The 25,366-nt window shown below is 74.4% G+C and carries 28 protein-coding genes; 9 read left to right on the forward strand and 19 right to left on the reverse strand.

Translation table 11 applies throughout. The features are described from left to right. Positions 1-7: 7 nt before the first annotated feature. Entirely contained in the window at positions 8-727 is a 720-nt protein-coding gene (locus tag ACRYRX_RS02975) for a redox-sensing transcriptional repressor Rex (RefSeq protein WP_432510315.1), read from the reverse strand. Between the two features lie 195 nt (positions 728-922). Further along, a complete protein-coding gene (locus ACRYRX_RS02980) occupies positions 923-1,123 on the reverse strand; it encodes a glutaredoxin family protein (RefSeq protein WP_432510316.1) in 201 nt (66 codons plus the stop codon). On the opposite strand from ACRYRX_RS02980, the gene ACRYRX_RS02985 reads away from it, so the two are divergent. Both ACRYRX_RS02985 and ACRYRX_RS02990 read left to right on the forward strand, forming a co-directional pair. Further along, positions 1,035-2,051: an HAD family hydrolase gene (locus ACRYRX_RS02985; RefSeq protein WP_432510317.1), complete on the forward strand. Its 1,017-nt coding sequence runs from the start codon at positions 1,035-1,037 to the stop codon at positions 2,049-2,051. The two genes, ACRYRX_RS02980 and ACRYRX_RS02985, sit on opposite strands and share 89 nt — an antisense overlap. Before the next feature lie 70 nt (positions 2,052-2,121). Continuing rightward, positions 2,122-3,336, forward strand: a complete 1,215-nt coding sequence (locus tag ACRYRX_RS02990; protein ID WP_432510318.1) for a GH12 family glycosyl hydrolase domain-containing protein — start codon at positions 2,122-2,124, stop codon at positions 3,334-3,336. A 70-nt stretch (positions 3,337-3,406) separates the two neighbouring features. On the opposite strand, the gene ACRYRX_RS02995 is transcribed toward ACRYRX_RS02990, so the two are convergent. The 6 genes from ACRYRX_RS02995 to ACRYRX_RS03020 all read right to left on the reverse strand — a co-directional run bounded on the left by ACRYRX_RS02995 (position 3,407) and on the right by ACRYRX_RS03020 (position 7,889). Continuing rightward, positions 3,407-3,505, reverse strand: a complete 99-nt coding sequence (locus tag ACRYRX_RS02995; RefSeq protein WP_012085056.1) for a 30S ribosomal protein bS22 — start codon at positions 3,503-3,505, stop codon at positions 3,407-3,409. A 169-nt stretch (positions 3,506-3,674) separates the two neighbouring features. Further along, positions 3,675-3,875: a helix-turn-helix domain-containing protein gene (locus ACRYRX_RS03000; protein WP_179750884.1), complete on the reverse strand. Its 201-nt coding sequence runs from the start codon at positions 3,873-3,875 to the stop codon at positions 3,675-3,677. Between the two features lie 189 nt (positions 3,876-4,064). Beyond that, the gene (locus tag ACRYRX_RS03005; RefSeq protein WP_432510319.1) at positions 4,065-5,261 is read right to left on the reverse strand and encodes an acetoin utilization protein AcuC; all 1,197 of its coding nucleotides are present in this window, start codon (positions 5,259-5,261) and stop codon (positions 4,065-4,067) included. A 1-nt stretch (position 5,262) separates the two neighbouring features. Continuing rightward, complete coding sequence (gene proC / locus ACRYRX_RS03010) at positions 5,263-6,060, reverse strand: pyrroline-5-carboxylate reductase (protein ID WP_432510320.1); 798 nt, start codon at positions 6,058-6,060, stop codon at positions 5,263-5,265. A 46-nt stretch (positions 6,061-6,106) separates the two neighbouring features. Continuing rightward, complete coding sequence (locus tag ACRYRX_RS03015; protein WP_432510321.1) at positions 6,107-6,934, reverse strand: sugar phosphate isomerase/epimerase family protein; 828 nt, start codon at positions 6,932-6,934, stop codon at positions 6,107-6,109. Between the two features lies 1 nt (position 6,935). Then, positions 6,936-7,889, reverse strand: a complete 954-nt coding sequence (locus ACRYRX_RS03020; RefSeq protein ID WP_432510322.1) for a Ppx/GppA family phosphatase — start codon at positions 7,887-7,889, stop codon at positions 6,936-6,938. An 85-nt stretch (positions 7,890-7,974) separates the two neighbouring features. On the opposite strand from ACRYRX_RS03020, the gene ACRYRX_RS03025 reads away from it, so the two are divergent. Both ACRYRX_RS03025 and ACRYRX_RS03030 read left to right on the forward strand, forming a co-directional pair. Next, on the forward strand, positions 7,975-8,808 hold the full coding sequence (locus ACRYRX_RS03025) for a hypothetical protein (protein WP_432510323.1): 834 nt from the start codon (positions 7,975-7,977) through the stop codon (positions 8,806-8,808). A gap of 10 nt (positions 8,809-8,818) precedes the next feature. After that, positions 8,819-9,505, forward strand: a complete 687-nt coding sequence (locus tag ACRYRX_RS03030; RefSeq protein WP_432510324.1) for a class I SAM-dependent methyltransferase — start codon at positions 8,819-8,821, stop codon at positions 9,503-9,505. A 61-nt stretch (positions 9,506-9,566) separates the two neighbouring features. Here the strand turns inward: ACRYRX_RS03030 and ACRYRX_RS03035 are convergent, their stop codons facing one another. Next, positions 9,567-10,718, reverse strand: coding sequence for a GGDEF domain-containing protein (locus ACRYRX_RS03035; RefSeq protein ID WP_432510325.1), 1,152 nt, complete (start codon positions 10,716-10,718; stop codon positions 9,567-9,569). Between the two features lie 115 nt (positions 10,719-10,833). Here ACRYRX_RS03035 and ACRYRX_RS03040 point away from each other — a divergent pair, with 115 nt between their 5' ends. The 3 genes from ACRYRX_RS03040 (at position 10,834) to disA (ending at position 13,905) form a co-directional block, all read left to right on the forward strand. Next, positions 10,834-11,199, forward strand: a complete 366-nt coding sequence (locus tag ACRYRX_RS03040) for a hypothetical protein (protein WP_432510326.1) — start codon at positions 10,834-10,836, stop codon at positions 11,197-11,199. A 91-nt stretch (positions 11,200-11,290) separates the two neighbouring features. Then, the gene (gene radA, locus ACRYRX_RS03045; RefSeq protein ID WP_432510327.1) at positions 11,291-12,724 is read left to right on the forward strand and encodes a DNA repair protein RadA; all 1,434 of its coding nucleotides are present in this window, start codon (positions 11,291-11,293) and stop codon (positions 12,722-12,724) included. 101 nt (positions 12,725-12,825) lie between these two features. Then, complete coding sequence (disA, locus tag ACRYRX_RS03050) at positions 12,826-13,905, forward strand: DNA integrity scanning diadenylate cyclase DisA (protein ID WP_432510328.1); 1,080 nt, start codon at positions 12,826-12,828, stop codon at positions 13,903-13,905. 21 nt (positions 13,906-13,926) lie between these two features. Here the strand turns inward: disA and ACRYRX_RS03055 are convergent, their stop codons facing one another. Beyond that, entirely contained in the window at positions 13,927-14,598 is a 672-nt protein-coding gene (locus tag ACRYRX_RS03055; protein ID WP_432510329.1) for a hypothetical protein, read from the reverse strand. 64 nt (positions 14,599-14,662) lie between these two features. Here ACRYRX_RS03055 and ACRYRX_RS03060 point away from each other — a divergent pair, with 64 nt between their 5' ends. Then, entirely contained in the window at positions 14,663-15,598 is a 936-nt protein-coding gene (locus ACRYRX_RS03060) for an HhH-GPD family protein (protein WP_432510330.1), read from the forward strand. A gap of 21 nt (positions 15,599-15,619) precedes the next feature. On the opposite strand, the gene arfB is transcribed toward ACRYRX_RS03060, so the two are convergent. From arfB to ACRYRX_RS03080, 4 genes are all read right to left on the reverse strand, one after another. Next, on the reverse strand, positions 15,620-16,039 hold the full coding sequence (gene arfB, locus ACRYRX_RS03065) for an alternative ribosome rescue aminoacyl-tRNA hydrolase ArfB (RefSeq protein ID WP_432510331.1): 420 nt from the start codon (positions 16,037-16,039) through the stop codon (positions 15,620-15,622). 118 nt (positions 16,040-16,157) lie between these two features. Further along, positions 16,158-16,631, reverse strand: a complete 474-nt coding sequence (locus tag ACRYRX_RS03070) for a gluconokinase (RefSeq protein WP_432510472.1) — start codon at positions 16,629-16,631, stop codon at positions 16,158-16,160. Between the two features lie 17 nt (positions 16,632-16,648). Next, entirely contained in the window at positions 16,649-17,179 is a 531-nt protein-coding gene (locus tag ACRYRX_RS03075; RefSeq protein WP_432510332.1) for an amino-acid N-acetyltransferase, read from the reverse strand. An 89-nt stretch (positions 17,180-17,268) separates the two neighbouring features. Continuing rightward, positions 17,269-19,770, reverse strand: coding sequence for an ATP-dependent Clp protease ATP-binding subunit (locus ACRYRX_RS03080; RefSeq protein ID WP_432510333.1), 2,502 nt, complete (start codon positions 19,768-19,770; stop codon positions 17,269-17,271). 323 nt (positions 19,771-20,093) lie between these two features. Here ACRYRX_RS03080 and ACRYRX_RS03085 point away from each other — a divergent pair, with 323 nt between their 5' ends. Next, the gene (locus ACRYRX_RS03085) at positions 20,094-21,119 is read left to right on the forward strand and encodes a LacI family DNA-binding transcriptional regulator (RefSeq protein WP_432510334.1); all 1,026 of its coding nucleotides are present in this window, start codon (positions 20,094-20,096) and stop codon (positions 21,117-21,119) included. Positions 21,120-21,123: 4 nt separating this feature from the next. On the opposite strand, the gene ACRYRX_RS03090 is transcribed toward ACRYRX_RS03085, so the two are convergent. From ACRYRX_RS03090 to lysS, 5 genes are all read right to left on the reverse strand, one after another. Continuing rightward, positions 21,124-21,951, reverse strand: coding sequence for an ABC-2 transporter permease (locus ACRYRX_RS03090; protein WP_432510335.1), 828 nt, complete (start codon positions 21,949-21,951; stop codon positions 21,124-21,126). Further along, complete coding sequence (locus ACRYRX_RS03095) at positions 21,948-22,913, reverse strand: ATP-binding cassette domain-containing protein (RefSeq protein WP_432510336.1); 966 nt, start codon at positions 22,911-22,913, stop codon at positions 21,948-21,950. Before ACRYRX_RS03095 ends, ACRYRX_RS03090 begins: the two co-directional genes overlap by 4 nt. Positions 22,914-23,145: 232 nt before the next feature. Further along, a complete protein-coding gene (locus tag ACRYRX_RS03100; protein WP_432510337.1) occupies positions 23,146-23,505 on the reverse strand; it encodes a histone-like nucleoid-structuring protein Lsr2 in 360 nt (119 codons plus the stop codon). A 121-nt stretch (positions 23,506-23,626) separates the two neighbouring features. Next, the gene (locus tag ACRYRX_RS03105; protein ID WP_432510338.1) at positions 23,627-23,806 is read right to left on the reverse strand and encodes a hypothetical protein; all 180 of its coding nucleotides are present in this window, start codon (positions 23,804-23,806) and stop codon (positions 23,627-23,629) included. Positions 23,807-23,849: 43 nt separating this feature from the next. Beyond that, a complete protein-coding gene (gene lysS / locus ACRYRX_RS03110; protein WP_432510339.1) occupies positions 23,850-25,364 on the reverse strand; it encodes a lysine--tRNA ligase in 1,515 nt (504 codons plus the stop codon). Positions 25,365-25,366 lie beyond the last annotated feature (2 nt).

The raw sequence follows: 25,366 nt of genomic DNA on the forward strand, positions 1-25,366 counted from the left end.
GCGCCACTCAGACCACCTCCCCGATCCGCTCGCTCACCGGTGCCCCGGCGGCGGCGGGGACGATCGCGGGGGTGTTCGTGCGCACCGCGCGGCGCTGGGCGTGGAAGGCGAGGATCTGGAGCTCCGAGGCGAGGTCGACCTTGCGCACGTCCACGTCGGCGGGGACGCGCAGCACGGTCGGGGCGAAGTTCAGGACGCTGGTGACACCGGCGCTGACGAGCCGGTCGCAGACGGCCTGGGCGTGCTCGGCCGGGACGGCGAGCACTCCGATGGTGGGCTCGCCGGGGCGCACGGCGAGGGGGAGGTCGGCGAGCGGGCGCACCCGCAGGCCGTTGACGACCTCGCCGACGACCCCGGCGCCGTCGTCGAACAGGCCGACGACCCGGAAGCCGCGGCTGGCGAAGCCGCCGTACCCGGCGAGGGCGTGGCCGAGGTTGCCGATGCCGATGATGACGACGTTCCACGGGGTGGTCTGGCCGAGGTGGTCGGCGATGCGCCGGTGCAGCTCGGTCACGTCGTAGCCGACGCCGCGGATGCCGTAGCTGCCGAGGTGGGACAGGTCCTTGCGGAGCTTGGCCGACCCGACGCCGACGGCTTCGGCGAGGGCGTCGGAGGACACCGTCCGCAGCCCGGCGTCGGCCAGGACGGACAGCGCGCGCAGGTACTGGGGCAGTCGCGCCACGGTCGCTTCGGGTACGTCGACCGTCCCCACGTCGTCCTCGTCCACAGCGGTCAGACCGGCATCCTCGTACGCGTCGTTCCAGGCTCCGGAGGGACCCGGGAGCCCTGGTCGTGCGCCAGCAGCCTAGGCTCTTGTGAACCCATGCACAAAGTCGTGGCGGGTGGGCGTGACGAGCGCCACGTGCCCCTGAGCTGCGGCTTCACAGGTAGGTGAGGCTCACCTGACTGACGGCGACGCCCGTCAGGACCGCCGGCGGCGCCACCAGCGGCGACCGGCCAGCGCCGCGCGCAGCCGCTCCGCGTCCAGCCGCCCGAAGTCGCGCTCGGCGCCGTCGACGAGCACCACCGGGACCTTGTCGGAGAACCGCCGCAGCAGGTCGGGGTCGGCGTCCACGTCGACCTCGGCCCATGCGACGCCCTCGGCCGCCGCGACCGCGCGCACGACCTCGCGACCGGCGTCGCACAGGTGGCAGCCCACCCGCGAGACCAGCACCACCCGCGCGTCGGCGCGCTCGCCCACCTCGGCCACGCGTCCCCCTCCCGCCGTCGTCGCGGCCTACGATGCCGCAGTGCCCCGCCGCAGCCCAGCACCGGTCGGCGCGGTGGGCCCACGGGTCGACGCGGCGTTCTTCGACCTCGACGGCACGGTGGTCCGCGGGGCCTCGCTGTTCCACCTCGCCCGCGGCCTGGCCGCGCGCGGCTTCTTCTCCCGCCGCGAGCTGCAGCGCTTCGCCCGCCGGGCGGCGCACTTCGCGCTGCGCGGCGAGCACCTCGGGCACCTGGGCGAGGTCCGCGAGCTGGCGCTGGCCTTCGTGGCCGGGCACACCACGGCCGAGATCCGGCGGATCGGCGAGGAGGTCTGGGACGAGCACCTCGAGGCCGACGTCAGCGCCGGCACCCGGGCCCTGACCCGGGAGCACCTGCGCGCGGGCACGCCCGTCTGGCTCGTCACGGCCGCCCCCGTCGAGCTGGCCGACGTCGTCGCCCGGCGCCTGGGCATGACCGGCGCCCTCGGCACGGTCGCCGAGTCGGTCGACGGCACCTACACCGGGCGGCTGCTCGGCGAGCCCCTGCACGGGCAGGCCAAGGCCGACGCCGTGCGCGCCCTGGCGCAGCGCCACGGCTTCGACCTGCGGCGCTGCGCCGCCTACTCCGACTCCGCCAACGACCTGCCGCTGCTCACGCTGGTCGGCTCGCCCGCGGCCGTGAACCCCGACCGCGCCCTGCGGCGGCACGCCGCCGCGCACGCCTGGCCCGTCCACGAGTTCCGCTCGTGGTGGCACCTGGCCCGCTGGACGGTCCCCGTCCGGGGCGTGGCCGCGGGCGCCGCCGTCGTCGTGGTCGTCGCCGGCCTGGCCCGCCGCCGGTGAGGAAGTGAGTGTGACGCACACCACACCCTGCAGCCCTCAAGGTGCCGGGCCCGGGGACCGAGACAGCGGGGTGCCCAGCGCCCGTGCCCTCGCCGCCACCGTCGGACCCCGGATCGGGGCGGTCGCGGCCGTCACCGCCCTCGTCGCGGGCGCCGCCACCACCGTCGCCGCCCTGGACACCCCGCCGGCGGCCGCCGCGACGGCGCTGTGCGACCAGTACGCCAAGGCGACCACCGCCGACGGCCGCTACCGCATCCAGAACAACCGGTGGGGCACCTCGGCCCAGCAGTGCATCGAGCCCACCGCCACCGGGTTCACGGTCACGCGGGCCGACGGCACCGCCCCCACGACCGGTGCGCCCAAGAGCTACCCGTCGATCTACTGGGGCTGCCACTACGCGGACTGCACGCCCGGGTTCTCCCCCGTGCCGGCCGCCGGCAGCACGTTCGGCTCGATCCGGACGAGCGTGGCCATGACCTACCCCGCGAGGGGCGAGTGGGACGCCGCGTACGACCTGTGGTTCGACCCGACACCGCGCACCGACGGCCAGAACACCGGCGCCGAGGTCATGGTGTGGCTCAACCACGCCGGCCGCCCGCAGCCGGTCGGCAGCAAGGTCGGCACCGTGACGCTGGCCGGCGCGACCTGGGACGTCTGGTTCGGCAACACCGGCTGGAACGTCGTCTCCTACGTCCGGCAGACGCCGACGGCGACGCTGGAGTTCGCGGTGAGCACCTTCTTCGACGACGCCCTCGCCCGCGGCTGGGTGGACCGCTCCTGGTACCTCACGAGCGTGCAGGCCGGGTTCGAGCCGTGGACCGGCGGGACGGGCCTGGCGGTGACGTCGTTCTCCGCCGGCACCGGTCCGGCGGCGCCCGCGCCGACGGCGACGACCACGCCCACCGCGCCCGCCACCGGGACGCCCACCGCCGCGCCCACCGCGACGGCCGTGCCGACCGTGACCCGCTCGACCCGCCCGACGTCGGGCCGCCCGGTCTGCTCGGCGGTGCCCCGCACCGAGGCGGCCTGGGACGGCGGCGCCGTGCAGACCGTCACCGTCACCAACGGCACCGACGCCCGCACGGGCTGGACGGCCGTCGCGACGCTGCCCGCGGGGCAGACGGTGACGAACCTGTGGAACGGCTCCTGGACGCAGTCGGGCCGGACCCTGACGGTGCGCAACCTGCCGTACAACGGGTCGCTGGCCGCCGGCGGCACGACGACGTTCGGCTACCAGCTCGCCGCGACCGGCAGCACCGCCGTCCCCGCCGTCACCTGCACCTGACCGGCCGGGGCGGTCGCCCCCCGGACGCACGAAGGGCGGGCCCCCGACCGGGGGCCCGCCCTTCAGCACATCACTTCTTGTTGCGGCGCTGGTGGCGCGTGCGGCGGAGCAGCTTGCGGTGCTTCTTCTTCGCCATGCGCTTGCGACGCTTCTTGATGACAGAGCCCAAGGGGTCCTCGCTCACTCGATACGGCTGGTTGCTTGCCCGTCGACCCGGCGGCCACCCGGACTGCGGGAGGACCACCGGCGGACGGACGTGCCGCCCGTGAGCGGCAGACCGTTCCCGAGTCTACCTGCCCGCGCGCGCCCGGAGTGTCGCGCGCCGACGTCCCCGCCCCTCAGGCCGTGTCGATGTAGGACTGGCGCAGGTACTCGTGGACGGCGTCCTCGGGCACGCGGAAGGAGCGGCCGACCCGCACGGCGGGCAGCTCCCCGTTGTGCACCAGGCGGTACACCGTCATCTTCGACACGCGCATCATCGACGCGACCTCGGCCACGGTCAGGAACCGGACCTCGGACAGCGGGCGATCCTCAGGCATCCCCACAGCACCCTTCAGTTCGCGCGCCGTTGCGCACCGTCCCCCGCGGACGGCCCGGTGGGGGCGCGTTCACAGTCCACTGTAGGGGCACGTGTGACGTGCGTGGAAGATCTCCGTGTCCGAAAAGTCACACAGAGTGATCTAAACAGGCCGTGACCAGCACTTACGCTCCGTAAATTCCCGGGCCGTTCAGTCGAAGTCCGGGTCCAGGCCGTGCAGCGGGAACGCCGCCCGCCGCGTCGCGAGGATCGCCCGGTCCACCGCGTCGTCCGGGTCGTAGCCCGACTCCCAGCCCGTGAACGTCCCGGGCTCACCGTCCGTCATCGTCGGCGGGGCCTCCCGGCCGAACGCCTCCCGCACGTGCGCGCGCCACGCCGCGGGCAGCGGCGTGCCCGGCGCCAGCGGCTGCCCCGACGCCTCCGCGACCAGGTGGGCCCACGTCCGCGGCACCACGTCGACGACCTCGTACCCCCCGCCGCCCAGCGCCAGCCAGCGGCCCCCGCTCGCCTCGTGGGCCAGCGCGTGCATCGACGCCGCCGCCACCCGCTGCGCGTCCACCGACACCTGCAGGTGCCCCAGCGGGTCCAGGGTGTGCGTGTCGCAGCCGTGCTGGGTCACCAGGACGTCCGGGGCGAACGCCCGCACCAGCGGAGGCACGACGGCGTGCACCGCGCGCAGCCAGCCCGCGTCGCCCGTCCGGGCCGGCAGGGCCAGGTTCACCGCGCCGCCCAGCGCGTCCGGCCCGCCCAGCTCGTCGGCGAACCCCGTCCCCGGGAACAGCGTGGTCCCGGACTCGTGGACGCTGACCGTCAGCACCCGCGGGTCGTCCCAGAACGCCGCCTCCGTGCCGTCGCCGTGGTGGCAGTCCAGGTCGACGTAGACGATCCGCTCGGCCCCCTCGCGCAGCATCGCCACGATGGCCGCCGCCGCGTCGTTGTAGACGCAGAAGCCGCTGGCGCAGCCCGGTTTCGCGTGGTGCATGCCACCGGTGAAGTTGACGCCGTGCCGCACCCGCCCGGCCACCAGCGCCCGGCCCAGGTCGACCGACCCGCCCACGATCCGGGCCGCCGCCTCGTGCATGCCCGGGAACGCGGGGTCGTCCTCGGTGCCCAGGCCGAAGACCTCCTGGGCCTGCCGCGGGTCCGCCGAGGCGGCCTTGACGGCCTCGACGTACGCGCGGTCGTGGACCGTCGTCAGGAGCTCGTCGTCGGCCGGCTCGGCGCCCACGACCCTCACCCCCGGCCGGTCGAACAGCCCCAGCTGCGCGCACAGCCGGGCCGTCAGCTCCAGCCGGATCGGCGCCATCGGGTGCCAGCGGCCGAAGTCGTAGCCGTTGAACACCGGGTCCCAGACGACCTGCACCTCGTCGCGCGACGGTTCGGACACGTCAGCTCCCCGACAGTTGCTTCGACCGGTCCGCGGCGGCCTCCACCGCGGAGATCAGGGCCGCCCGCACCCCGGAGTCGTCCAGCTGCCGCAACGCCGCCGCGGTCGTCCCGGCCGGTGAGGTGACCTGCTCGCGCAGCACCGTCGGGTGCTGCCCCGTCTCGCGCAGCATCGCCCCGGCCCCCACGACGGTCTGCACGACCAGCTCGGTCGCCGTCGCCCGCGGCAGCCCCAGCAGCACCCCCGCCTCGACCATGGCCTCCACCACGTAGAAGACGTACGCCGGGCCGGACCCGCTCAGCGCCGTCACCGCGTCCAGGTGCTTCTCGGCCAGCACGACCGTCCGCCCGCACGAGCGCAGCAGGTCCTCGGCCTCGGCCAGCTGGGAGTCCGCGCAGGCCGCGCCCGCCGCGAGCGCCGCCATGCCCTCGTCGACCAGGGAGGGGGTGTTCGGCATGACCCGCACGACCGCGGTGCCGGCGCGCAGCCGGGCCTCGATCGCGGCCGTCGTGACGCCGGCCGCGAGGGAGACCACGAGGGCGTCGTCGGACAGGTGCGGCGCGATCGAGTCCAGCAGGGCCGGCAGGTCCTGCGGCTTGACCGCCAGCAGCACCGTCCGGGCCCCGCGGACGGCGGCGACGTCGTCGACGACGCGCACCCCGAACCGCTCGTGCAGCTCCTGCCCGCGCCCGGCGCGGCGGTCCACGACCAGGACCTCGTCCGGGTCGCGACCGGCGCGCAGCAGCCCGCCCAGGAGCGTCTGCCCCATGACCCCCGCACCCACCAGAGCCAGCCTCACGCCTGCACCTTCCCGTCGGTCGTCTCGTCCGCCGTCCCCGTCCCGCTCACGCGGTGGCTCCCGGCGCCCGGGCCAGGTGCTCGCGGGCGAACTCCAGGGTGCGGGTCAGCGCGCTCTCGCGCGCCGCGCGGCCGCGGGCCCGGCGGGTGTTCACCTCGGCGACCACCGTGCCGCCGAAACCGCCGCGCGCCAGCGCGGCCAGCGCCGCCGCGACGGGCTGGGAGCCGTCGCCGGGCACCAGGTGCTCGTCCTTGACCGACCCGGTGCCGTCGCACAGGTGCACGTGCGCGAGCCGGTCGCCGAAGGCGCGGGTCAGCTCGGCGCAGTCCTGGCCGGCCGTCGCGGCGTGCGAGTAGTCGAGGGTGAGGTGCCGGTAGCCGACGCCGGTGGGGTCCCAGCCCGGCGCGTAGGCGACGAGCTCACGGCCCCGGGCGCGCCAGGGGAACATGTTCTCCACGGCCATGACCACGCCCGTGCGGTCCTCCAGCGCCGCGACGCCGTCGACGAACCCGGCGGCGTACTCGCGCTGCCAGCGGAACGGCGGGTGCACCACGACGGTACCGGCCCCCAGGGAGGCGGCGAGCTCGGCGGAACGCTCCAGCTTCCCCCACGGGTCCCGGCCCCAGGTGCCCTGCGTCAGCAGCAGCGTCGGGGCGTGCACCGACACGACGGGCACGCCGTAGTGCTCCACGAGGCGGTGCAGCGCGGCCGCGTCCTGGCTCACCGGGTCGGTCCAGACCAGGACCTCCACGCCGTCGTAGCCGAGCCGGGCGGCGATCTCGAACGCCGCCGTCGTCGACTCCGGGTAGGAGCAGGAGGTCGAGAGACCGACCGCGATCCGCCCCTGCGCGGGCGCGAGGTCCGTGCCCACCACGCTAGAGACCCGACCCCGCCGCGCTGTCGGCGGTGAAGGCGTCCAGGCGGCGCAGGATGATCCCCTCGCGCAGCGCCCAGGGGCACACGAGGGCCTCCTCGACGCCCAGCAGCTCGAACGCGGCCTCGGCCACCAGCGCCCCGGCCAGCAGCTGCGGGGCGCGCTCCTCGCTGACGCCGGGCAGCTCGGCGCGCTGCTTGAACGTCATCTCCGCCAGCCGCGGGACCCAGGGGGCCAGGTCGTCGCGCCGCAGCACCCGGCGCACCATCGGGCCCTCCTCGGCGGGGGCCGCGCCGGTCAGCCGGGCCAGGCTGCGGAACGTCTTCGACGTCACCACGACCCGGTCGGGGGTCCCGGCGCGGGTGACGTCGCGCACGCGGGAGGCGATCTGCTGCCGGACGTAGCGGCGCACGTCGCGCACGGCCTCGGCCGGCGGCGGGTCCCCCGCGAGCCGGTCGCGGGTCAGCCGGCCGGCCCCCAGCGGCAGCGAGAAGGAGACGTCGGGGGCCTCGTCGAGCCCGGCGGCGATCTCCAGGGAGCCGCCGCCGATGTCGAGGCCGAGCAGCCGGCCGGAGGACCAGCCGAACCAGCGGCGCACGGCCAGGAACGTCAGGTCGGCCTCGGCGGTGCCGGGCAGGACCTGCAGGCGGACCCCGGTCCGGGCCTCGACGTGGTCGAGCACCTGCTCGCCGTTGACGGCCTCGCGCACGGCGGAGGTCGCGAAGGCCAGCAGCTCCTCGACCCCGGCGTCCTCGGCGGCCGCGGTCGCGGCGGTGACGGCGCTGGTGAGGGCGGCGACCCCGGAGTCGTCGATCGCGCCGTCGGGGGTGAGGTGCTCGGCCAGCCGCAGCAGCCGGCGCAGCGAGTTCGCCGGCAGGGGGTGGGCCCCCGGGTGGGCATCGACGATCAGCAGGTGGACAGTGTTGCTGCCCACGTCCAGGACACCCAAGCGCACGCCGCGACCCTACTGGCCCCGGCGCGGTGCTCCGGACGGGCGCGAGGCGCACCGGCGGGCCGCGCGGCGTGCTTACCCTGCACCGGTGAGCGTCGAGACCCCGCTGGACACCGCCCGCCTGTGGCTGGAGTTCCCCGACCCGCAGGACGTCGCGGACGCCACGGACCCCGCCGACCCCGAGCAGCAGCCCGCGACCGTGTACCGCGTCGACCTGACGTGGCTCACGAGCGACTACACGTGCATCTTCGGCGCCGGCTGCCCCGGCATCTACGCCGACCGCCCCGACGTCGGCTGCTGCGCCCTCGGCGCGCACTTCACCGAGGACGCCGACGAGGAGCGCGTCGCGCGGGTCGTGGCCCGGCTGACCCCGGAGGTCTGGCAGTTCCACGACGAGGGGCGCGCGCACGGCTGGACCGAGGTGGAGGACGGGGCCCGCAAGACCCGCGTCCACGAGGGCGGCTGCGTCCTGGCCAACCGCCCCGGGTTCCCCGCCGGCGCGGGCTGCGCGCTGCACCTGCAGGCCCTGCGCGACGGCGTGGACCCGCTGGAGTACAAGCCCGACGTCTGCTGGCAGCTGCCGCTGAAGCGCTCCTACCGGACGGTGACCCGCGGCGACGGCACCGAGTACCTCGAGGTCAGCATCGCCGAGTACGACCGCCGCGGCTGGGGCGAGGGCGGGCACGACCTCGACTGGTACTGCACGGGCAACCCCGCCGCCCACGTCGGGCAGCGGCCGGTGTTCCGCAGCTGCGAGAACGAGCTGCGGGAGATGATCGGCGACGCCCCCTACGAGGAGCTGGCCCGGCACTGCGAGGCGCTGGTGGCCCGCACCCGCGCGGGGTCGGTGCACCGCCGGCTGCTGCCGCTGACCGTCCACCCCGCCGACCGGGCCCGCGCCGGTCTGCGCCCGCCGGGGTGAGGGGCGCCCGGTGAGCACCGTCATCCCCAGCCCCAACGTCTGGGGCTCCCCGGACGTGTACGAGCTCGAGAACCTCGCCGTCGACCGCGGTCAGCTGATCGAGGCCGCGATGCGCCGGGTCCACGACTGGGCCGGGCTCGACGTCCTCGACGTCGGCTGCGGGACGGGTTTCCACCTGCCCCGGTTCGCGGCCACCGCCCGGTCGGTCACGGGCGTCGAACCGCACCCGCCGCTGCTGCGCCGCGCGCTGCACCGCGTCCGCGGGCTGCCGGGGGTGCGGGTCCTGCACGGCGAGGCGGGTGCGCTGCCGCTGCCGGACGCGAGCGTCGACGTCGTGCACGCCCGCTGGGCCTACTTCTTCGGGCCCGGGTGCGAACCGGGGCTGGCCGAGCTGGACCGGGTCGTGCGGCGCGGCGGGACGGCGTTCGTCGTCGACAACGACGCCACCCGCTCGACGTTCGGGCGCTGGTTCTCCCGGTCGCTGCCGGGCTACGACGCGGTCGCCGTGGACCGGTTCTTCACCCGGCGCGGCTGGTCGACCGAACGGCTGGACGTGGCGTGGGAGTTCGACTCCCGCGCCGACCTGGAGGCCGTGGTGCGCATCGAGTTCACCCCGCGGCTGGCCGACGCGGTCCTCGCCGAGCACGCGGGCACCCGCGTCGACTACGCCGTGGTGCTGCGGCACCGCCCGTTCTGAACGCGACCGCCCGCGCCGCGGCGGTCCGGCGCTCCCCCGGGCCGCACCCACCGCGCGCGGTTCACGCCGCGACCCCCTGCCTCACGACGGTGTCCCGCCCGGCCGCCTTGGCCGCGTACAGGGCCTGGTCGGCGGTCCCCAGCGCGCTCTCCCACGGGCCGGTGGCGGCGCCGACGCTGACGGTGACGACGCGCCCGTCCCCGGCGGGCACCGCGAGGTCGCGCACGGCGGCGCGCAGCCGCTCCCCGGCGGCCAGGACCTCGTCGCCGTCACCGTCACGGTCACCGTCGGCGTCGAGGAGGACGACGAACTCCTCCCCGCCCAGCCGCGCCACGACGTCCCCGGGGCGCGCGTGGGCGGCCAGGGTCGCGGCCACCAGCGCCAGGCAGCGGTCGCCCTGCGGGTGCCCGAAGCGGTCGTTGTAGGCCTTGAAGTGGTCGACGTCGAGGACCAGGACGCCCACGGGCCGGTGCAGCGGGGCCCGCTCCAGCAGGCCGCGGCGGTTCAGCAGGCCGGTGAGCTCGTCGCGGACGGCGGCCTCGGCGAGCGCGGCGAGGAGGCGCTCGCGCTCGGCGGCCAGCTCCCGCTCGCGGCGGCGGGCCGTGAACCGGGCGCGGTCGCCGCGCTCGACGGTGGCGGCGGTGACGAGCCCGAAGGCGCCGCTGACCGCGACGGCGAGCAGCGCGGCGACCGCGGTCGCCCCCGCCTCGGCGCCGACGAGGTTCTGGCCCCAGGCGAAGGCCGCGAGCATCGTGACCAGGCAGGTCGCCGACCAGCGGACGTCGTTGCGCAGCATCGTGCCGAAGAAGACGACGACGACGAAGGACCCGGCGAAGTAGGCCCCGCCCAGGGCGCCGGGGGCGCTGTGCTGGACGAGGGCCAGGACGAGCACGACGAGCGCGGCGGCCGCGGTGACGAACGGCCCGTCGATCCCGGCGGCGGGACGCTCGCGCAGCCGGCGGGCGCGCCACCACAGCCCCAGCAGCACGACGGGGGTGACGACGGCCAGCCGCAGCGTCAGCGACAGCGCCAGGACCTGCGGGGCCAGGGCGAGGTCGACGAGGGCGTAGGCGTCGAAGCAGGCGAGCCCGAGCAGCGCGGTGGGCGTGAACCAGCGCGCGCGGGCGGCGTTGCGGACCGCCGCGTACTCCCGCTCCAGCCCGGCGTCGAAGGGGGCGGGCAGGAGCGGGGCGGCTCGTCGCGGTCGGCTCACCCCCGGGGTGTCGACGGGCCGGGGGCGCGACCGGAGGGGGCCTCACCCGGGCGGCGCACCGGCGGCGCGCCGCCCTGGGTCGCCGCGGCGGGCCCGGACCGTGGATGATGGGGGCATGAGCGCGCACGCCACCCCGCCGACCCGGCACGAGGAACAACGGGCCATCGCCCCGATCCGCTGGTCCAAGCCCAGCAGCGGCACCGTCGTCGCCCTGGGCATCTGGGTCGTCGGCGTCGTCGTGTCCGCGCTCGTGCCGCTGCTGCTGCTGGGGGCCGACCCCTACGAGTCGGCGCCGGGCTCGCGGATCGCGATCGGGCTGGCCTTCACGCTCGTCGGCTCGCTGATCATGGTCTTCTCCGCGTACCTGCTGTACCGCAAGACCGACAGCATCGGCGCCGCGATCCTCGCCTTCGTGCCGAGCTTCGTGCTGGCCGTCCTGGGCATCCTCATGACGACGATGAAGCTGCTGTACGCCTCCTGACCACCTCCCGGGCTCGCCCGGCGCTCCGACACGGCCCCTCCACCGGCACCGGTGGGGGGGCCGTGTCGTACCCGCCGCCTACGGTGCGCAGGTGCCTGCCAAGACCACCGCGAAGCCGCCCCGCCCCTCGTACAAGTGCGCCGAGTGCGGGTGGACGACGGCCAAGTGGGTCGGCCGCTGCGGGGAGTGCCAGGCGTGGGGGACGGTCGAGGAGGTCGCGGGGGCGGCCCGGGTCGTCGGGCTGCGCTCCTCGGCCACCGGCACGGCCCCGGTGCGCCCGGCCCGCCGGATCTCGGAGATCTCCCGCGCCGAGGTGCGCGAGCGGCTCAGCACGGGGCTGGCGGAGTTCGACCGCGTCCTGGGCGGGGGGCTGGTCCCGGGGCAGGTGCTGCTGCTGTCCGGGGAACCGGGGGCGGGCAAGAGCACGCTGCTGCTGACGACGGCGAACACGGTGGCCGCCTCCACCGGCCGGCCCGTGCTGTACGTGTCCGGGGAGGAGTCCGTCGAGCAGATCGCCACCCGCGCGCGGCGCGTCGGCGCCACGTCCGAGCACCTGTACCTCGCCGACACGAACGACCTGGCCGAGGCGATCGGGCACCTGGACGCCCTCGGCGACGACGTCGCGCTGGTCATCGTGGACTCGGTGCAGACGATGGCCTCCGGCGACGTCGAGGGCCGCGCCGGCGGGGTGACGCAGGTGATGGAGGTCGCCTCCACGCTGACCCGGCTGGCCAAGGCCCGCGGCATCGCGCACTGCCTCGTGGGTCAGGTCACCAAGGAGTCGACGGTCGCGGGGCCGCGCGCGCTGGAGCACGTGGTCGACACGACCCTGGCGCTGGAGGGCGACCGGCACACGACCCTGCGGCTGCTGCGGACGGTGAAGAACCGCTACGGGGCCGCCGACGAGATCGCCTGCTTCGAGCAGACCGACGCCGGGATGGTCGAGGTCCCCGACCCGAGCGCGCTGTTCCGCGCCTCCCGGGAGGCGCCCGTGCCCGGGACGTGCCTGACCGTCACCGTGGAGGGCCGGCGGCCCCTGATCACCGAGATGCAGGCCCTGGTCTCGCACACCAAGGCGCCCAACCCCCGCCGCGGGGTCAGCGGCCTGGACTCGGCCCGCGTCACGATGCTGGTCGCGGTCACCGACGGCAGCGCGGGGCTGCGGCTGTGGGAGCAGGACGTCTACACCGCGACCGTCGGCGGGCTGCGCTCGACCGATCCCGGCGGGGACCTGGCCGTGTGCCTGGCGATCGCCTCGGCCGCGGGCGGCTTCCCGGTGCCGCTGGACGTCGCGGCCGTCGGGGAGGTGTCGCTGTCCGGGGACATCCGGCGCGTCACGATGCTCGGGCAGCGCGTCGCCGAGGCCGCCCGCCTGGGGCAGCGGCGGATCCTGGCGCCGCCCGGGACGGCGGAGGCGGTGGCGCGGCTGAAGGTGAAGGCCGAGATCGTCGAGGTCCCGACCCTGCTGGACGCCGTCCGCACCGTCCGGCAGTGGTCCCCGCGCGAGGAGCGGGACCGCGGCTGAGCGTCGACCCACCCGTCACACGCGTACCCCGCTAGACTCCGCGCGAGAGTTCGTGACGAGTTGACGCCGCCCGGGCGCGGCGTGAGGTTCGGAGGTGGCCGGTGGTGGACCGCACCCCCGAGGAGGTCCTCCGGGCGACGCTGGCGGTCGTCGCGCCGGGCACGGAGCTGCGCGACGGCCTCGAGCGCATCCTGCGCGGCCGGACGGGCGCGCTCATCGTCCTGGGTTTCGACCGGCTCGTGGACTCCCTGTCGACCGGCGGTTTCGCCCTCGACGTCGAGTTCTCCGCGACGCGGCTGCGCGAGCTGGCGAAGATGGACGGCGCGATCGTGCTGGACCGGGACGCGTCCCGCATCGTCCGCGCCGCCGTCCAGCTCGTCCCGGACTCCTCGATCGAGACCAGCGAGTCCGGCACCCGGCACCGCACCGCCGAGCGCGTCGCCAAGCAGACCGGTTTCCCGGTGATCTCCGTGTCGCAGTCGATGCGGATCGTGGCGGTCTACACCGGCAACCGCCGGTACGTGCTGGAGGGGTCCGACGCGATCCTGGGCCGAGCGAACCAGGCCCTGCAGACGCTGGAGCGGTACCGCGCCCGCCTGGACGAGGTGACGGGCACCCTGTCGGCCCTCGAGATCGAGGACCTCGTGACCGTCCGCGACGTCTGCTCGGTCGTGCAGCGCATCGAGATGGTCTCCCGCATCGCCGACGAGATCTCCGGCTACGTGGTCGAGCTCGGCGTCGACGGCCGGTTGCTGTCCCTGCAGCTCGACGAGCTCGTCGGCGGCGTCGGCCCCGACCGCGAGCTCGTCGTGCGCGACTACCTGGAGGCCTCCCGCCACGAGGGGCCGCTGGAGGCGGTGCTGGAGGCGCTGGCCGGCCTGCAGTCCGCCGACCTGGTGGACCTGGCCTCGGTGGCGCGGGTCCTGGGTTTCTCCGTCGGCGGCGACTCGCTGGACTCGGCCGTGTCCCCGCGCGGTTTCCGGCTGCTGAACCGGGTCCCGCGCCTGCCCGGGGCGATCGTGGAACGGCTCGTCGACCAGTTCGGGGACCTGCAGAAGCTGCTCGCGGCGAGCATCGACGACCTGATGACCGTCGACGGCGTCGGGGAGCAGCGCGCCCGCGCTGTGCGCGAGGGGCTGTCGCGGCTGGCGGAGAGTTCGATCCTCGAACGCTACGTCTGATCCCGACGGGTCCAGCCGGTCTCAGTCGGTCAGGGCGAAGGTGACGGGCTCGGCCGTGACGCCGTCCCAGCTCGCGTTGACGGTGTAGTTGCCGGCGGGGACCGCGGTCTGACCGGTGGGGCACCCGGCCGCGGAGTGCTGGCGCGACCAGACGGTGGTCTTGGAGCGGGTGGCGCCGGGGGCGAGCTCGTCGGTGGCGGAGTCGCTCTTCGTCTGGCAGTCGGCGGTGGAGAAGACCTGCGCCCCACCGGCGTCGGTGATGGTGAACACGCGGACGGCGCTGCTGGTCTCCACGGTGCACGTCGTCTGCGAGGTGTTCTCGACCGTCAGCACGAGGCTGGGGGCCTTGCCGGGGCCGTAGGTGGTGGCACTGGTGCGCAGGGTCGCCTTGAGCGACTGGTCGGAGCAGGCGCCGCTGCTGGTGGCGGTGCTCGTCGCGGTCGCGGTGCCCGAGGCAGTGGGGGTCGTCGTGGGCGCGTCCGTGGGGTCGGTGGCGGGGTCGGTGGTGGTCGCCACGGTGCTGGGGTCGAGCTTCGCCGGTTGCTGAGCGGCGGCGTCGTCGGGGGTGGTCAGCGCGCGGACCCCCAGGGCCGCCAGCACGACGATCACTACGAGTGCAAGAATGACTACGAGGCGTCGTCGCCAGTACGTGCCCTTGTCCTCCGGTCCGACCGGGTGCAGGACGCTGCTCACCGGAGCGAAGGTAGGGGTCGGTCCCGGCCCGGCGGTGGAGGCGCGCCGTGCGACGATCGGCCCGATGACTGCCGCGACGACTGCCGCGACGACTGCCGTGACGACTGCCGCTGAGGGGCCCGCCGCGCGGGCGGCGCTGCACACCCGGGTGCTCGACTGGTACAGCGGGCACGCCCGCGTGCTGCCCTGGCGCGACCCGGCCTGCTCCCCCTGGGGGGTGCTGGTGAGCGAGGTCATGCTGCAGCAGACCCCCGTCGCGCGGGTCCTGCCGCAGTGGCGGGCGTGGCTGGAGCGCTGGCCCACCCCCGCCGACCTCGCCGCGGAACCCCCCGGGGAGGCGGTGCGGATGTGGGACCGGCTCGGCTACCCGCGGCGCGCGCTGCGGCTGCACGCCGCGGCCGTCGCGATCCGCGACGAGCACGGCGGGCAGGTGCCCGCCGACCACGCCGCACTGCTTGCGCTGCCGGGCGTGGGCGCGTACACCGCGGCCGCGGTGGCCTCCTTCGCCTTCGGCCGGCGGCACGCCGTCGTCGACACCAACGTCCGCCGGGTCCACGCCCGCGCCGTCACCGGCGACGCCGAGCCCGCCGCCTCGCTCACCGCGGCCGAGCACCGGCTGGCCGTGGACCTGCTGCCCGACGACGAGGCGACGGCCGCCCGCTGGGCGGTGGCCGTCATGGAGCTCGGGGCGCTCGTGTGCACCGCGCGCGCCCCCCGCTGCGACGAGTGCCCCCTGCTGGACCGGTGCGCGTGGGTGCTCGCCGGGCGCCCCCCGCACACCGGGCCCGCCCGCCGGGGGCAGAAGTGGGCCGGGACCGACCGGCAGGTGCGGGGCCGGCTGCTGGCGGTCCTGCGCGGCTCCCCCGACCCGGTCACCGCCGCGGACCTCGCCGCCTGCTGGGACGACGCCGCGCAGCGGGCCCGGTGCCTGGACGGACTGGTGGCCGACGGCCTCGTCGAGCCCCTCGACGACGGCCGCTTCCGCCTCCCCCACGCCTGACCCGCGGCGCGGGGGCGGGGATCAGTCGTCGTGACCGCGGCGCAGGCGCTTGGTCTCGCTGCGACGGCCCTTGGCCTCCAGCCGGCGGCGCTGGGACCCCTTCGTGGGCCGCGTCGCGCGCCGGGCCGGGGGGCCGGGCGCGAACGCCTCGGCGAGCAGCACCCGCAGCCGGTCCGCGGCGGTGGCGCGGTTGCGCAGCTGCGCCCGGTGCTCCGAGGCGACGACCGTGACGACCCCGTCCACGAGCCGCCCGCGCAGCCGTTCCAGCGCACGGGCCCGCAGGTCGTCGGGCACCGACGGCGAGCGCGCCAGGTCGAAGGACAGCTCGACCCGGGAGTCGGTGGTGTTGACGCCCTGCCCCCCGGGGCCGCCGGCGCGGGAGAACCGTTCGTGCAGCTCGGCGGCCGGGATCGTCACCCGGCGGTTCACGAGGAGGTCCACCACGCTCCCTGCCCGACTCCTGGACGACGACCGGACGACCGGACGAGGTCCGGCACCAGCCTCCACGGAACCACACCCCGGCCCACCGCCTCCGCCGGGGGCGACCCGGCCGCCGGGCTCAGAGGTGGCGCAGCACCTCGTCGAGCACGTCAGCCGGTCCACCGTGCACCCGGACCCGGAACCCCCGCTCGTCGGGGGCGAGGTCCTCGAGGGTGTCGAGCTGGCTGCGCAGCAGCGAGGCGGGCATGTAGTGCCCCTCGCGGTGGGCCATGCGGTCGGCGAGCACCTCGTCGGGGACCTGCAGCTCGCAGAAGACCACCGACGGGTCGGCGCCGGCCAGCAGGTCGCGGTAGACGCGCTTGAGCGCCGAGCAGGTCACGACGACGGACTCCCCCGCGGCGGCACGCTCGCCGATCCAGTCCGCGATGGACCGCAGCCAGGGCCAGCGGTCCTCGTCGGTGAGGGGGTGCCCCGAGCGCATCTTCTCGACGTTGGCCGCGGAGTGGAACTCGTCGCCCTCGGCGAACGTCCAGCCCCTGGCCCGTGCGAGGTCGGTGGCGAGCGTGGTCTTCCCGCTGCCCGAGACCCCCATGACGATGACCGACGTGGTCACGACGCACCTCCTGCGATCCTGAGCATCCGGCTGTTGCCCAACGTGTTCGGTTTGACGCGGGCCAGGTCGAGGAACTCGGCGACGCCCTCGTCGTGGCTGCGGAGCATCTCGGCGTAGACGTCGGGCTCGACGGGCGTGCCCTCGATCTCGGTGAACCCGTGGCGCTCGAAGAACGCCTTCTCGAACGTCAGGCAGAACAGGCGGGTCACGCCGAGGTCGTCGGCCTTGCGCAGCAGGGCCGACAGGATGAGGTGACCGGCCCCGGTGCCGCGCACGACGGGGTCCACGGCGAGGGTGCGGACCTCGGCGAGGTCCTCCCACAGGACGTGCAGGGCGCCGCACCCGACGACCCGGCCGTCGGCCTCGGCGACGACGAACTCCTGGACGGCCTCGTAGAGGGTGATGAGCTCCTTGCCCAGCAGGATCCGCTGCCGCGCGTACTCCTCGACGAGGCGCCGGACGGCGCGGACGTCCCCCGTGCGGGCGGGTCGGACCACGACGTCCGGGCGGGCGGCGGCGCTGGGCATCCCCCGATCCTTCCAGACGACCCCGCCGGGCACGCACGACGGCCCGGCACCCCTCGCGGGGGTACCGGGCCGTCGTGGGTGGTGCGGGATCAGTCCTCGGCGGTCTTGGTGAACGAGACCGGCTCGGGCACGTCCTCCTTCGAGGTGCCCTCGAAGGTGAACTTCGCCTCCTTGCCCTCGCCCTCGACGTCGACCGAGACGATCTGGCCGGCGCGCAGGTCGCCGAACAGGATCTTCTCGGACAGGACGTCCTCGATGTCGCGCTGGATGGTGCGGCGCAGCGGGCGGGCGCCCAGGACCGGGTCGTACCCCTTGGTCGCGAGGAGGACCTTCGCGGGCGGGGTGAGCTCGATGCCCATGTCCTTGTCCTTGAGGCGGTCGTCGACCCGCTTGATGAACAGGTCGACGATCTGGACGATCTCCTCCTGCGTCAACTGCGGGAACACGACGATGTCGTCGACGCGGTTGAGGAACTCGGGCCGGAAGTGCTGCTTGAGCTCCTCGTTGACCTTCGACTTCATCCGCTCGTAGTTCGTCAGCTGGCTCTGCGAGCCGGCCGCGAACCCGGTGCCGACGCCCTTGGAGATGTCCCGGGTGCCGAGGTTCGTGGTCATGATGATCACGGTGTTCTTGAAGTCGACCATGCGGCCCTGGGAGTCGGTCAGGCGACCGTCCTCCAGGATCTGCAGGAGCGAGTTGAAGATGTCCGGGTGGGCCTTCTCGACCTCGTCGAACAGGACGACCGAGAACGGCTTGCGGCGCACCTTCTCCGTCAGCTGGCCGCCCTCCTCGTACCCGACGTAGCCGGGGGGCGAGCCGAACAGCCGCGAGACGGTGTGCTTCTCGGAGAACTCGCTCATGTCGAGCTGGATGAGCGCGTCCTCCTCACCGAAGAGGAACTCCGCGAGCGCCTTGGCGAGCTCGGTCTTCCCGACGCCGGTGGGGCCGGCGAAGATGAACGACCCGCCGGGGCGCTTGGGGTCCTTCAGACCCGCACGGGTGCGCCGGATGGCCTGCGACAGCGCCTTGATGGCGTCGTTCTGTCCGATGACGCGCTTGTGCAGCTCGCCTTCCATGTTGAGCAGCCGCGAGGACTCCTCCTCGGTCAGCCGGACGACGGGGATGCCCGTGGCGGTCGCGAGGACCTCCGCGATCAGTTCCTCGTCGACCTCGGCGACGACGTCCATGTCACCGGACTTCCACTGCTTCTCGCGCTCGCCCTTCTGCGCGAGGAGCTTCTTCTCCTTGTCGCGCAGGGAGGCCGCCTTCTCGAAGTCCTGCGCGTCGATCGCGCTCTCCTTCTCGCGGCGGACGTCGGCGATGCGCTCGTCGAACTCGCGCAGGTCCGGCGGTGCGGTCATGCGGCGGATGCGCAGTCGCGCGCCCGCCTCGTCGATGAGGTCGATCGCCTTGTCCGGCAGGTACCGGTCGTTGACGTAGCGGTCGGCCAGCGTCGCGGCGGCCACCAGCGCGGCGTCGGTGATGGAGACGCGGTGGTGCGCCTCGTACCGGTCGCGCAGGCCCTTGAGGATCTCGATGGCGTGCGCGAGCGTGGGCTCGGGGACCTGGATCGGCTGGAAGCGCCGCTCGAGGGCGGGGTCCTTCTCGATGTGCTTGCGGTACTCGTCCAGCGTCGTCGCGCCGATGGTCTGCAGCTCACCGCGGGCCAGCATCGGCTTGAGGATGCTGGCGGCGTCGATGGCGCCCTCGGCGGCACCGGCCCCGACGAGGGTGTGGATCTCGTCGATGAACAGGATGATGTCGCCGCGGGTGCGGATCTCCTTGAGGACCTTGCGCAGCCGCTCCTCGAAGTCACCGCGGTAGCGGGACCCGGCGACGAGGGCGCCGAGGTCGAGGGTGTAGATCTGCTTGTCCTTCAGCGTCTCCGGCACCTCGCCGCGCACGACGGCCTGGGCCAGGCCCTCGACGACGGCGGTCTTGCCGACGCCCGGCTCCCCGATGAGGATCGGGTTGTTCTTGGTGCGGCGCGACAGGACCTGCATGACGCGCTCGATCTGCGGGTCGCGGCCGATGACCGGGTCGAGCTTGCCCTCGCGGGCGGCCTGGGTGAGGTTGCGGCCGAACTGGTCCAGGACCAGCGAGCCGGACGGGGTGCCCTCCTGGGGGCCGCCGGCCGTGGCGGGCTCCTTGCCCTGGTAGCCGGACAGCAGCTGGATGACCTGCTGACGCACCCGGTTGAGGTCGGCGCCGAGCTTGACGAGCACCTGGGCGGCGACGCCCTCGCCCTCGCGGATGAGGCCGAGCAGGATGTGCTCGGTCCCGATGTAGTTGTGTCCGAGCTGGAGCGCCTCGCGCAGCGACAGCTCGAGGACCTTCTTCGCGCGGGGGGTGAAGGGGATGTGCCCGGACGGGGCCTGCTGGCCCTGACCGATGATCTCCTGGACCTGCTCGCGGACCGCGTCCAAGGAGATGCCCAGCGACTCGAGGGCCTTGGCCGCGACGCCCTCGCCCTCGTGGATCAGGCCGAGCAGGATGTGCTCGGTCCCGATGTAGTTGTGGTTGAGCATCCGGGCCTCTTCTTGGGCCAGGACGACGACCCGTCGGGCGCGGTCGGTGAACCTCTCGAACATGCGGCGCTCCTCGCGGGTGGTCGGGTCCGGACTGCTCGGGGGGTGTTCCCCCGACCGGACCATTCCGATGCTAGTCCCGAGCTCTGACACTCTCACTCCCATCGGCGTCGCCGCCGTGGCCGTGAGCCCGTCGTGGCCCGGTTGTCCTGACCAACCTGCGCCTCCGGCGTGCTGTTCCGCCACTTCGTTCGCCGTCGGCGCAACGACGCGCACCGCCTCCGGCCGCCGCGCGGCGGCTGGGCCGCCGGTCACGGGCCCCGCCTGGGCGTGAGGGGCCTTCACGGAGCGTGATGTATCTAGAACTTCCGGCGTAGCATCGCCGGATGGCCCCCGCGAGCATCAAGGAGGTCGCGGCCCGGGCCGGCGTCTCCATCGGGACGGTCAGCAACGTCCTCAACCGGCCCGAGACCGTCTCGGCCGCCAACCGCGTCAAGGTCCGGCAGGCCATCGACGACCTGCGCTACGTGCGCAACGAGTCGGCCCGGCAGCTGCGGGTCGGGCGCAGCCGGTTCCTCGCCCTCGTCGTCCTCGACATCGCCAACCCCTTCTTCACCGAGCTGGCCCGCGGCGCCGAGGAGACCGCCGAGGCCGGCGGCCACACGCTCCTGCTGTGCAGCAGCGCCGAGGACCTCGCCCGCGAGCGCCGCCACCTGCAGACCCTGCGCCAGCAACGGGTCGCCGGGATCGTCCTGTCCCCCGTCGACACCTCCGACGAGCGCCTCGCCGAGCTGCGCACCCTCGACGTCCCGCTCGTCCTGCTCGACCGCCCCGTCCCCGACGGCACCACCGCGTCGGTCTCCGTCGACGACGTCGCCGGTGGCCACCTCGCCACCGCCCACCTCCTCGCGGCCGGTCACCGGCGCATCGCCGTGGTCGGCGGGCCGCGGGGCTCGCTGCCGGTCGACCAGCGGCTCGCCGGCGCCCGCCGCGCCGTCGCCGACGCCGGGCTGCCCGCCGGCACCCTGGCCGAGGTCGACGTCCCGGCCATGCACCTCGACGACGGCCGCGCCGTCGGCGCCGCCCTGGCCTCCTGGGCCGGGCCCGACCGCCCGACGGCGGTGTTCTGCCTCAACGACCTGCTGGCCCTCGGCGTCCTGCACGAGGTCGTCCACCGGGGCCTGGCCGTCCCCGGGGACCTCGCGATCGTCGGCTACGACGACATCGACTTCGCCTCGGCCGCGACCGTCCCGCTCACCTCGGTCCGCCAGCCGACGCACCGGCTGGGCCGCTCGGCGGTCCAGCTGCTGCTGGACGCCGAACGCCCCGGGAACGGCGAGGACCTGCCGGTCGTCCAGCACGACCGGCAGGTCCTCTACCTGCCCGAGCTCGTCGTCCGCGCCTCCGGCTGAGCCCTCAGACGTCGCGGCGGCGCAGCGCCAGGACGGCCAGCCCCCCGAGGACCACGACCCACCCGGCGAAGGCCGCGAGGCCCGGACCGTTGTCCAGGTACGCCGGGGACGCGGTGACGCTGCTGAGGTTGCTGACGGTGTTCGTCAGGAAGAACTTGTTGATCTCCTCCCCGCCCCAGGAGTCGGGGACCAGGCCGAGCAGGTTGGGCACCACGAACAGGGCCGCGACGACGGTGACGATCGCACCCGCCGAGTTGCGCAGCAGCGCACCGACCGCGAGACCGATCAGCGAGACCCCCACGAGCGTGACGACGGTGCCGACGAGGGCGCGCAGCACGTGGTCGTCGCCCAGGGACACCCCCAGGTCCCGGGTGTCCAGGACGGCCTGCCCGAGCAGGAACGCCGCGAAGACCGCCAGGCCCTGCAGCACCAGGACGTTCACCGCCAGCACGGCGGCCTTGGCGAGGAGGACCCCGACGCGGCCGGGGGCCGCCGCGAACGACGTGCGGATCATGCCGGTGGAGAACTCCCCGGCGATGATGATGACGCCGAGCGAGGCCACGACGAGCGAGGCGAACTGCGCCCCCATCGTGCTGAACGTGAAGGGGTCCACGGCGGCCTCGGCCGGCGCGCCGCCGGAGCTGAGCGCCGAGCGGGCCGCGAGGGAGAACAGGACACCGAGGCCGACGGTGGCGACGACCGACGCCACCATCGTGACGACGACGGAGCGGACGCTCCAGAACTTGACCCACTCCGAGCGCAGGAGCCCGGCGGGGGTCACCCGGCGCTCGACGGGACGGTACTGCTGGACTCCGACGGTCGCGGCGCTCATCGCGCGACCTCCTCTCGCACACGGGTTTCGGGGACGGTGGGGGCGGGTTCGCCGCCGGTGGTGCGGGCCTGGTACTCGACGGCGCTCGCGGTGAGCTCCATGAAGGCCTCCTCCAGGGACGCCTTGACGGTGGTGAGCTCGTGCAGCGCCACCCCGCGACGGGCCGCGGCGTCGCCGATGCGCTCGGCGGACAGGCCGCGGACGTCGAAGGCACCGTCGGCCGTGGGCGCGAGCGACCCGCCCTCGACGGCCACCAGCTCGCGCAGCTCCTCGACCTGCGGGGACCGGACGGTCACCCCGCGCGGCTGCACGCGGTCGACGAACGCCGCGACGCTCTCGTCGGCGATGAGCCGGCCCTTGCCGATGACCACGAGGTGCTCGGCGGTCAGCGCCATCTCGCTCATGAGGTGCGAGGAGACGAACACCGCGCGGCCCTGCCGGGCCAGCTCCTTCATGAGGTTGCGGATCCACAGGATCCCGTCGGGGTCCAGGCCGTTGACGGGTTCGTCGAACATCACCGTGGAGGGGTCGCCGAGCAGCGCCGAGGCGATCCCCAGCCGCTGCCCCATGCCCAGGGAGAACCCGCCGGCCCGCTTGCGGGCGACCTCGCGCAGCCCCACCAGGTCGATGACCTCGTCGACCCGGGAGTTCGGCACGCCCGCCGTGGCGGCCAGGGCCTGCAGGTGCTTGTGGGCCGACCGCCCCGTGTGGACGGCCTTGGCGTCCAGCAGCGCCCCCACCGCGGACAGCGGCGCGCGGTGCGCGGAGAACGGCTCGCCGTCCACCAGCACCCGGCCGGCCGTCGGCCGGTCCAGCCCGACGATCATCCGCATGGTCGTCGACTTGCCGGACCCGTTGGGCCCGAGGAACCCGGTGACGATCCCCGGGCGAACGGTGAAGCTGAGGTCGTGCACGGCCACCTTCTTGCCGTAGACCTTGCGCAGGCCGACCGCCTCGATCATGGGGGGTGCCCTTCTGGAGTGGTGGGAGCGCTGGGACGGACGTCCAGCGGAACGACCCCGATCCTCACGCACCGTGACCGGCGGCCACATCACCCTTTGGGCGCACGCCCCGTCCGGCGCAGGGATGGTCCCCCCGGGCCGCACCCCACCGCCGGACCGACCCCGCACGACGACGAAGGCCCCGACCCCCGGTGGCGGTCGGGCCCTTCGTCGTGCTGCGCCGGGCGGGCGGTCAGTGCGCCGCGTCGTACGCCTGGAGGATCTCGGCGGAGATCCGGCCGCGGTCGGAGACCGTGTAGCCGTTCTCGCGGGCCCAGGTGCGGACCTCACCGGTGTCGCGCTCGGGGGCGTCCGACGCGCTCTTGGCGGCCGGCCGGCCCGCGGCGGCGGAGGTGCGGCGGTTCGCGCCGGAGCGGCCCCCGACCTTGCGGGCGTGCCCGACCCAGGGGGCGAAGGCGTCGCGCAGCGCGGCGGCGTGCTCGTCGGACAGGTCGATCTCGTAGTTGACCCCGTCGAGGGAGAAGGTCACCGTCTCGGAGGCCTCACTGGCGTCGATGTCGTCGACGAGCAGGACCTGGACCTTCTGCGCCATGGCGGGCACCCTTTCCGAACAATGTGGACGGCCGACCGCGAAGTGCGTCGGCACGTTCACTCTGGCGCATTGACGCAGGAAAGGTCAAATCATCACCGGAAAGGAATTCCGCGTGTCGCGATCAGGGAGCCGGGTCGCCCGGAGCCCTTTCGGCGCCCGGCCCGCCCGAGCCCGCGCGTTCAGCGCGGGCGCGCTTGGCCGCAGCCCGTTCCCGGCGGTCGGCGTGCAGGATCGAACGCATCAACAACACGAAGAGGACGGCCAGGCCCGCGGAGGGCAGCAGCGCGGCGAGGTATTCCACCCGTCCAGGGTACGTCGCCGGCCGCTGCCGCCCGGGCGCGCCGTCAGCGGGGCTTGACCAGCGGGAACGTGATGGTCTCGCGGATCCCGAGGCCGGTCAGGGCCATCAGGAGGCGGTCGATGCCCATCCCCATGCCACCCGTGGGGGGCATTCCGTGCTCCTGGGCCCGCAGGAAGTCCTCGTCGATCCGCATGGCCTCGTCGTCACCGAGCGCGGCCAGCTTCGCCTGTTCCACGAAACGCTGGCGCTGGATCACCGGGTCCACCAGTTCGGAGTACCCGGTGGCGAGCTCGAATCCGTGGACGTACAGGTCCCACTTCTCCACGACCCCGGGGATCGAACGGTGACCGCGCACCAGCGGGGACGTCTCCACCGGGAAGTCGCGCACGAACGTCGGCGATTCCAGGGAATCACCGAGCCGGTGCTCCCAGAGTTCTTCGACGAGTTTCCCGGCCGTCCAGCGCGCTTCGTCGACGCCGATCCCGAGCTTCTTCGCCGTTTCGAGCAGGTGCTCGCGCGGGGTCTGGGGGGTGATCTCCTCCCCGAGGGACTCCGACAGCGACGGGTACATGGAGATGGACCGCCACTGCCCGCCGAGGTCGTACTCGGTCCCGTCGGCCCAGGTGACGACGTGCGACCCGTAGGCGGCCATCGCCGCCTCCTGCACGATCGTCCGCGTCAGGTCGGCGATCGTGTCGTAGTCGCCCCAGGCCTCGTACGCCTCGAGCATCGCGAACTCGGGCGAGTGGGTGGAGTCCGCGCCCTCGTTCCGGAAGTTGCGGTTGATCTCGAAGACGCGCTCGATCCCGCCCACGACGAGCCGCTTGAGGAAGAGCTCGGGGGCGATGCGCAGGTACAGGTCGGTGTCGAACGCGTTCGAACGGGTGACGAACGGGCGCGCGCTGGCCCCGCCGTGCAGGGTCTGCAGCATCGGGGTCTCGACCTCGAGGAACCCGCGGTCCTCCAGGGTGCGGCGGACCGAGCGCACGACGTGCGAGCGCGCCCGCACGTTCTCGCGGGCCGCCTCGCGCACGATGAGGTCGACGTAGCGCTGCCGGACGCGGGTCTCCTCGGACAGTTCCTTGTGCAGGACCGGCAAGGGGCGCAACGCCTTCGACGCCATCCGCCAGCCGTCGGCGAGCACCGACAGTTCCCCGCGCCGGGAGGAGACCACCGTGCCGTGGACGAACACGACGTCGCCGAGGTCGACGTCGGCCTTCCAGGCGGCCAGGGCCTCCTCGCCCACGCCGTCGCGCGAGACCATCGCCTGCAGCCGGGTGCCGTCACCCTCCTGCAGCGTGGCGAACACCAGTTTCCCGGTACCGCGCAGGAACACGACGCGGCCGGTGACGCCGACCTCGTCGGTCGTCTCCTCCCCCGCCTGCAGGTGCGCGTGCTTCGCCCGCAGGTCCGCGAGCGAGGTCGTGCGCGGGACCGAGACCGGGTAGGCCTCCCCCCCGGCGGCGAGGATGCGGTCGCGCTTCTCCCGGCGGACCCGCACCTGCTCGGGCAGGTCCTCGAACTCGTCCTCGGGCTGGTCGGGCGTCTGTTCACTCACCC

Origin of the sequence: Kineococcus lubricus (genome assembly GCF_050871965.1) — a bacterium.
In the GTDB taxonomy this organism is placed as follows: Bacteria; Actinomycetota; Actinomycetes; order Actinomycetales; family Kineococcaceae; genus Kineococcus.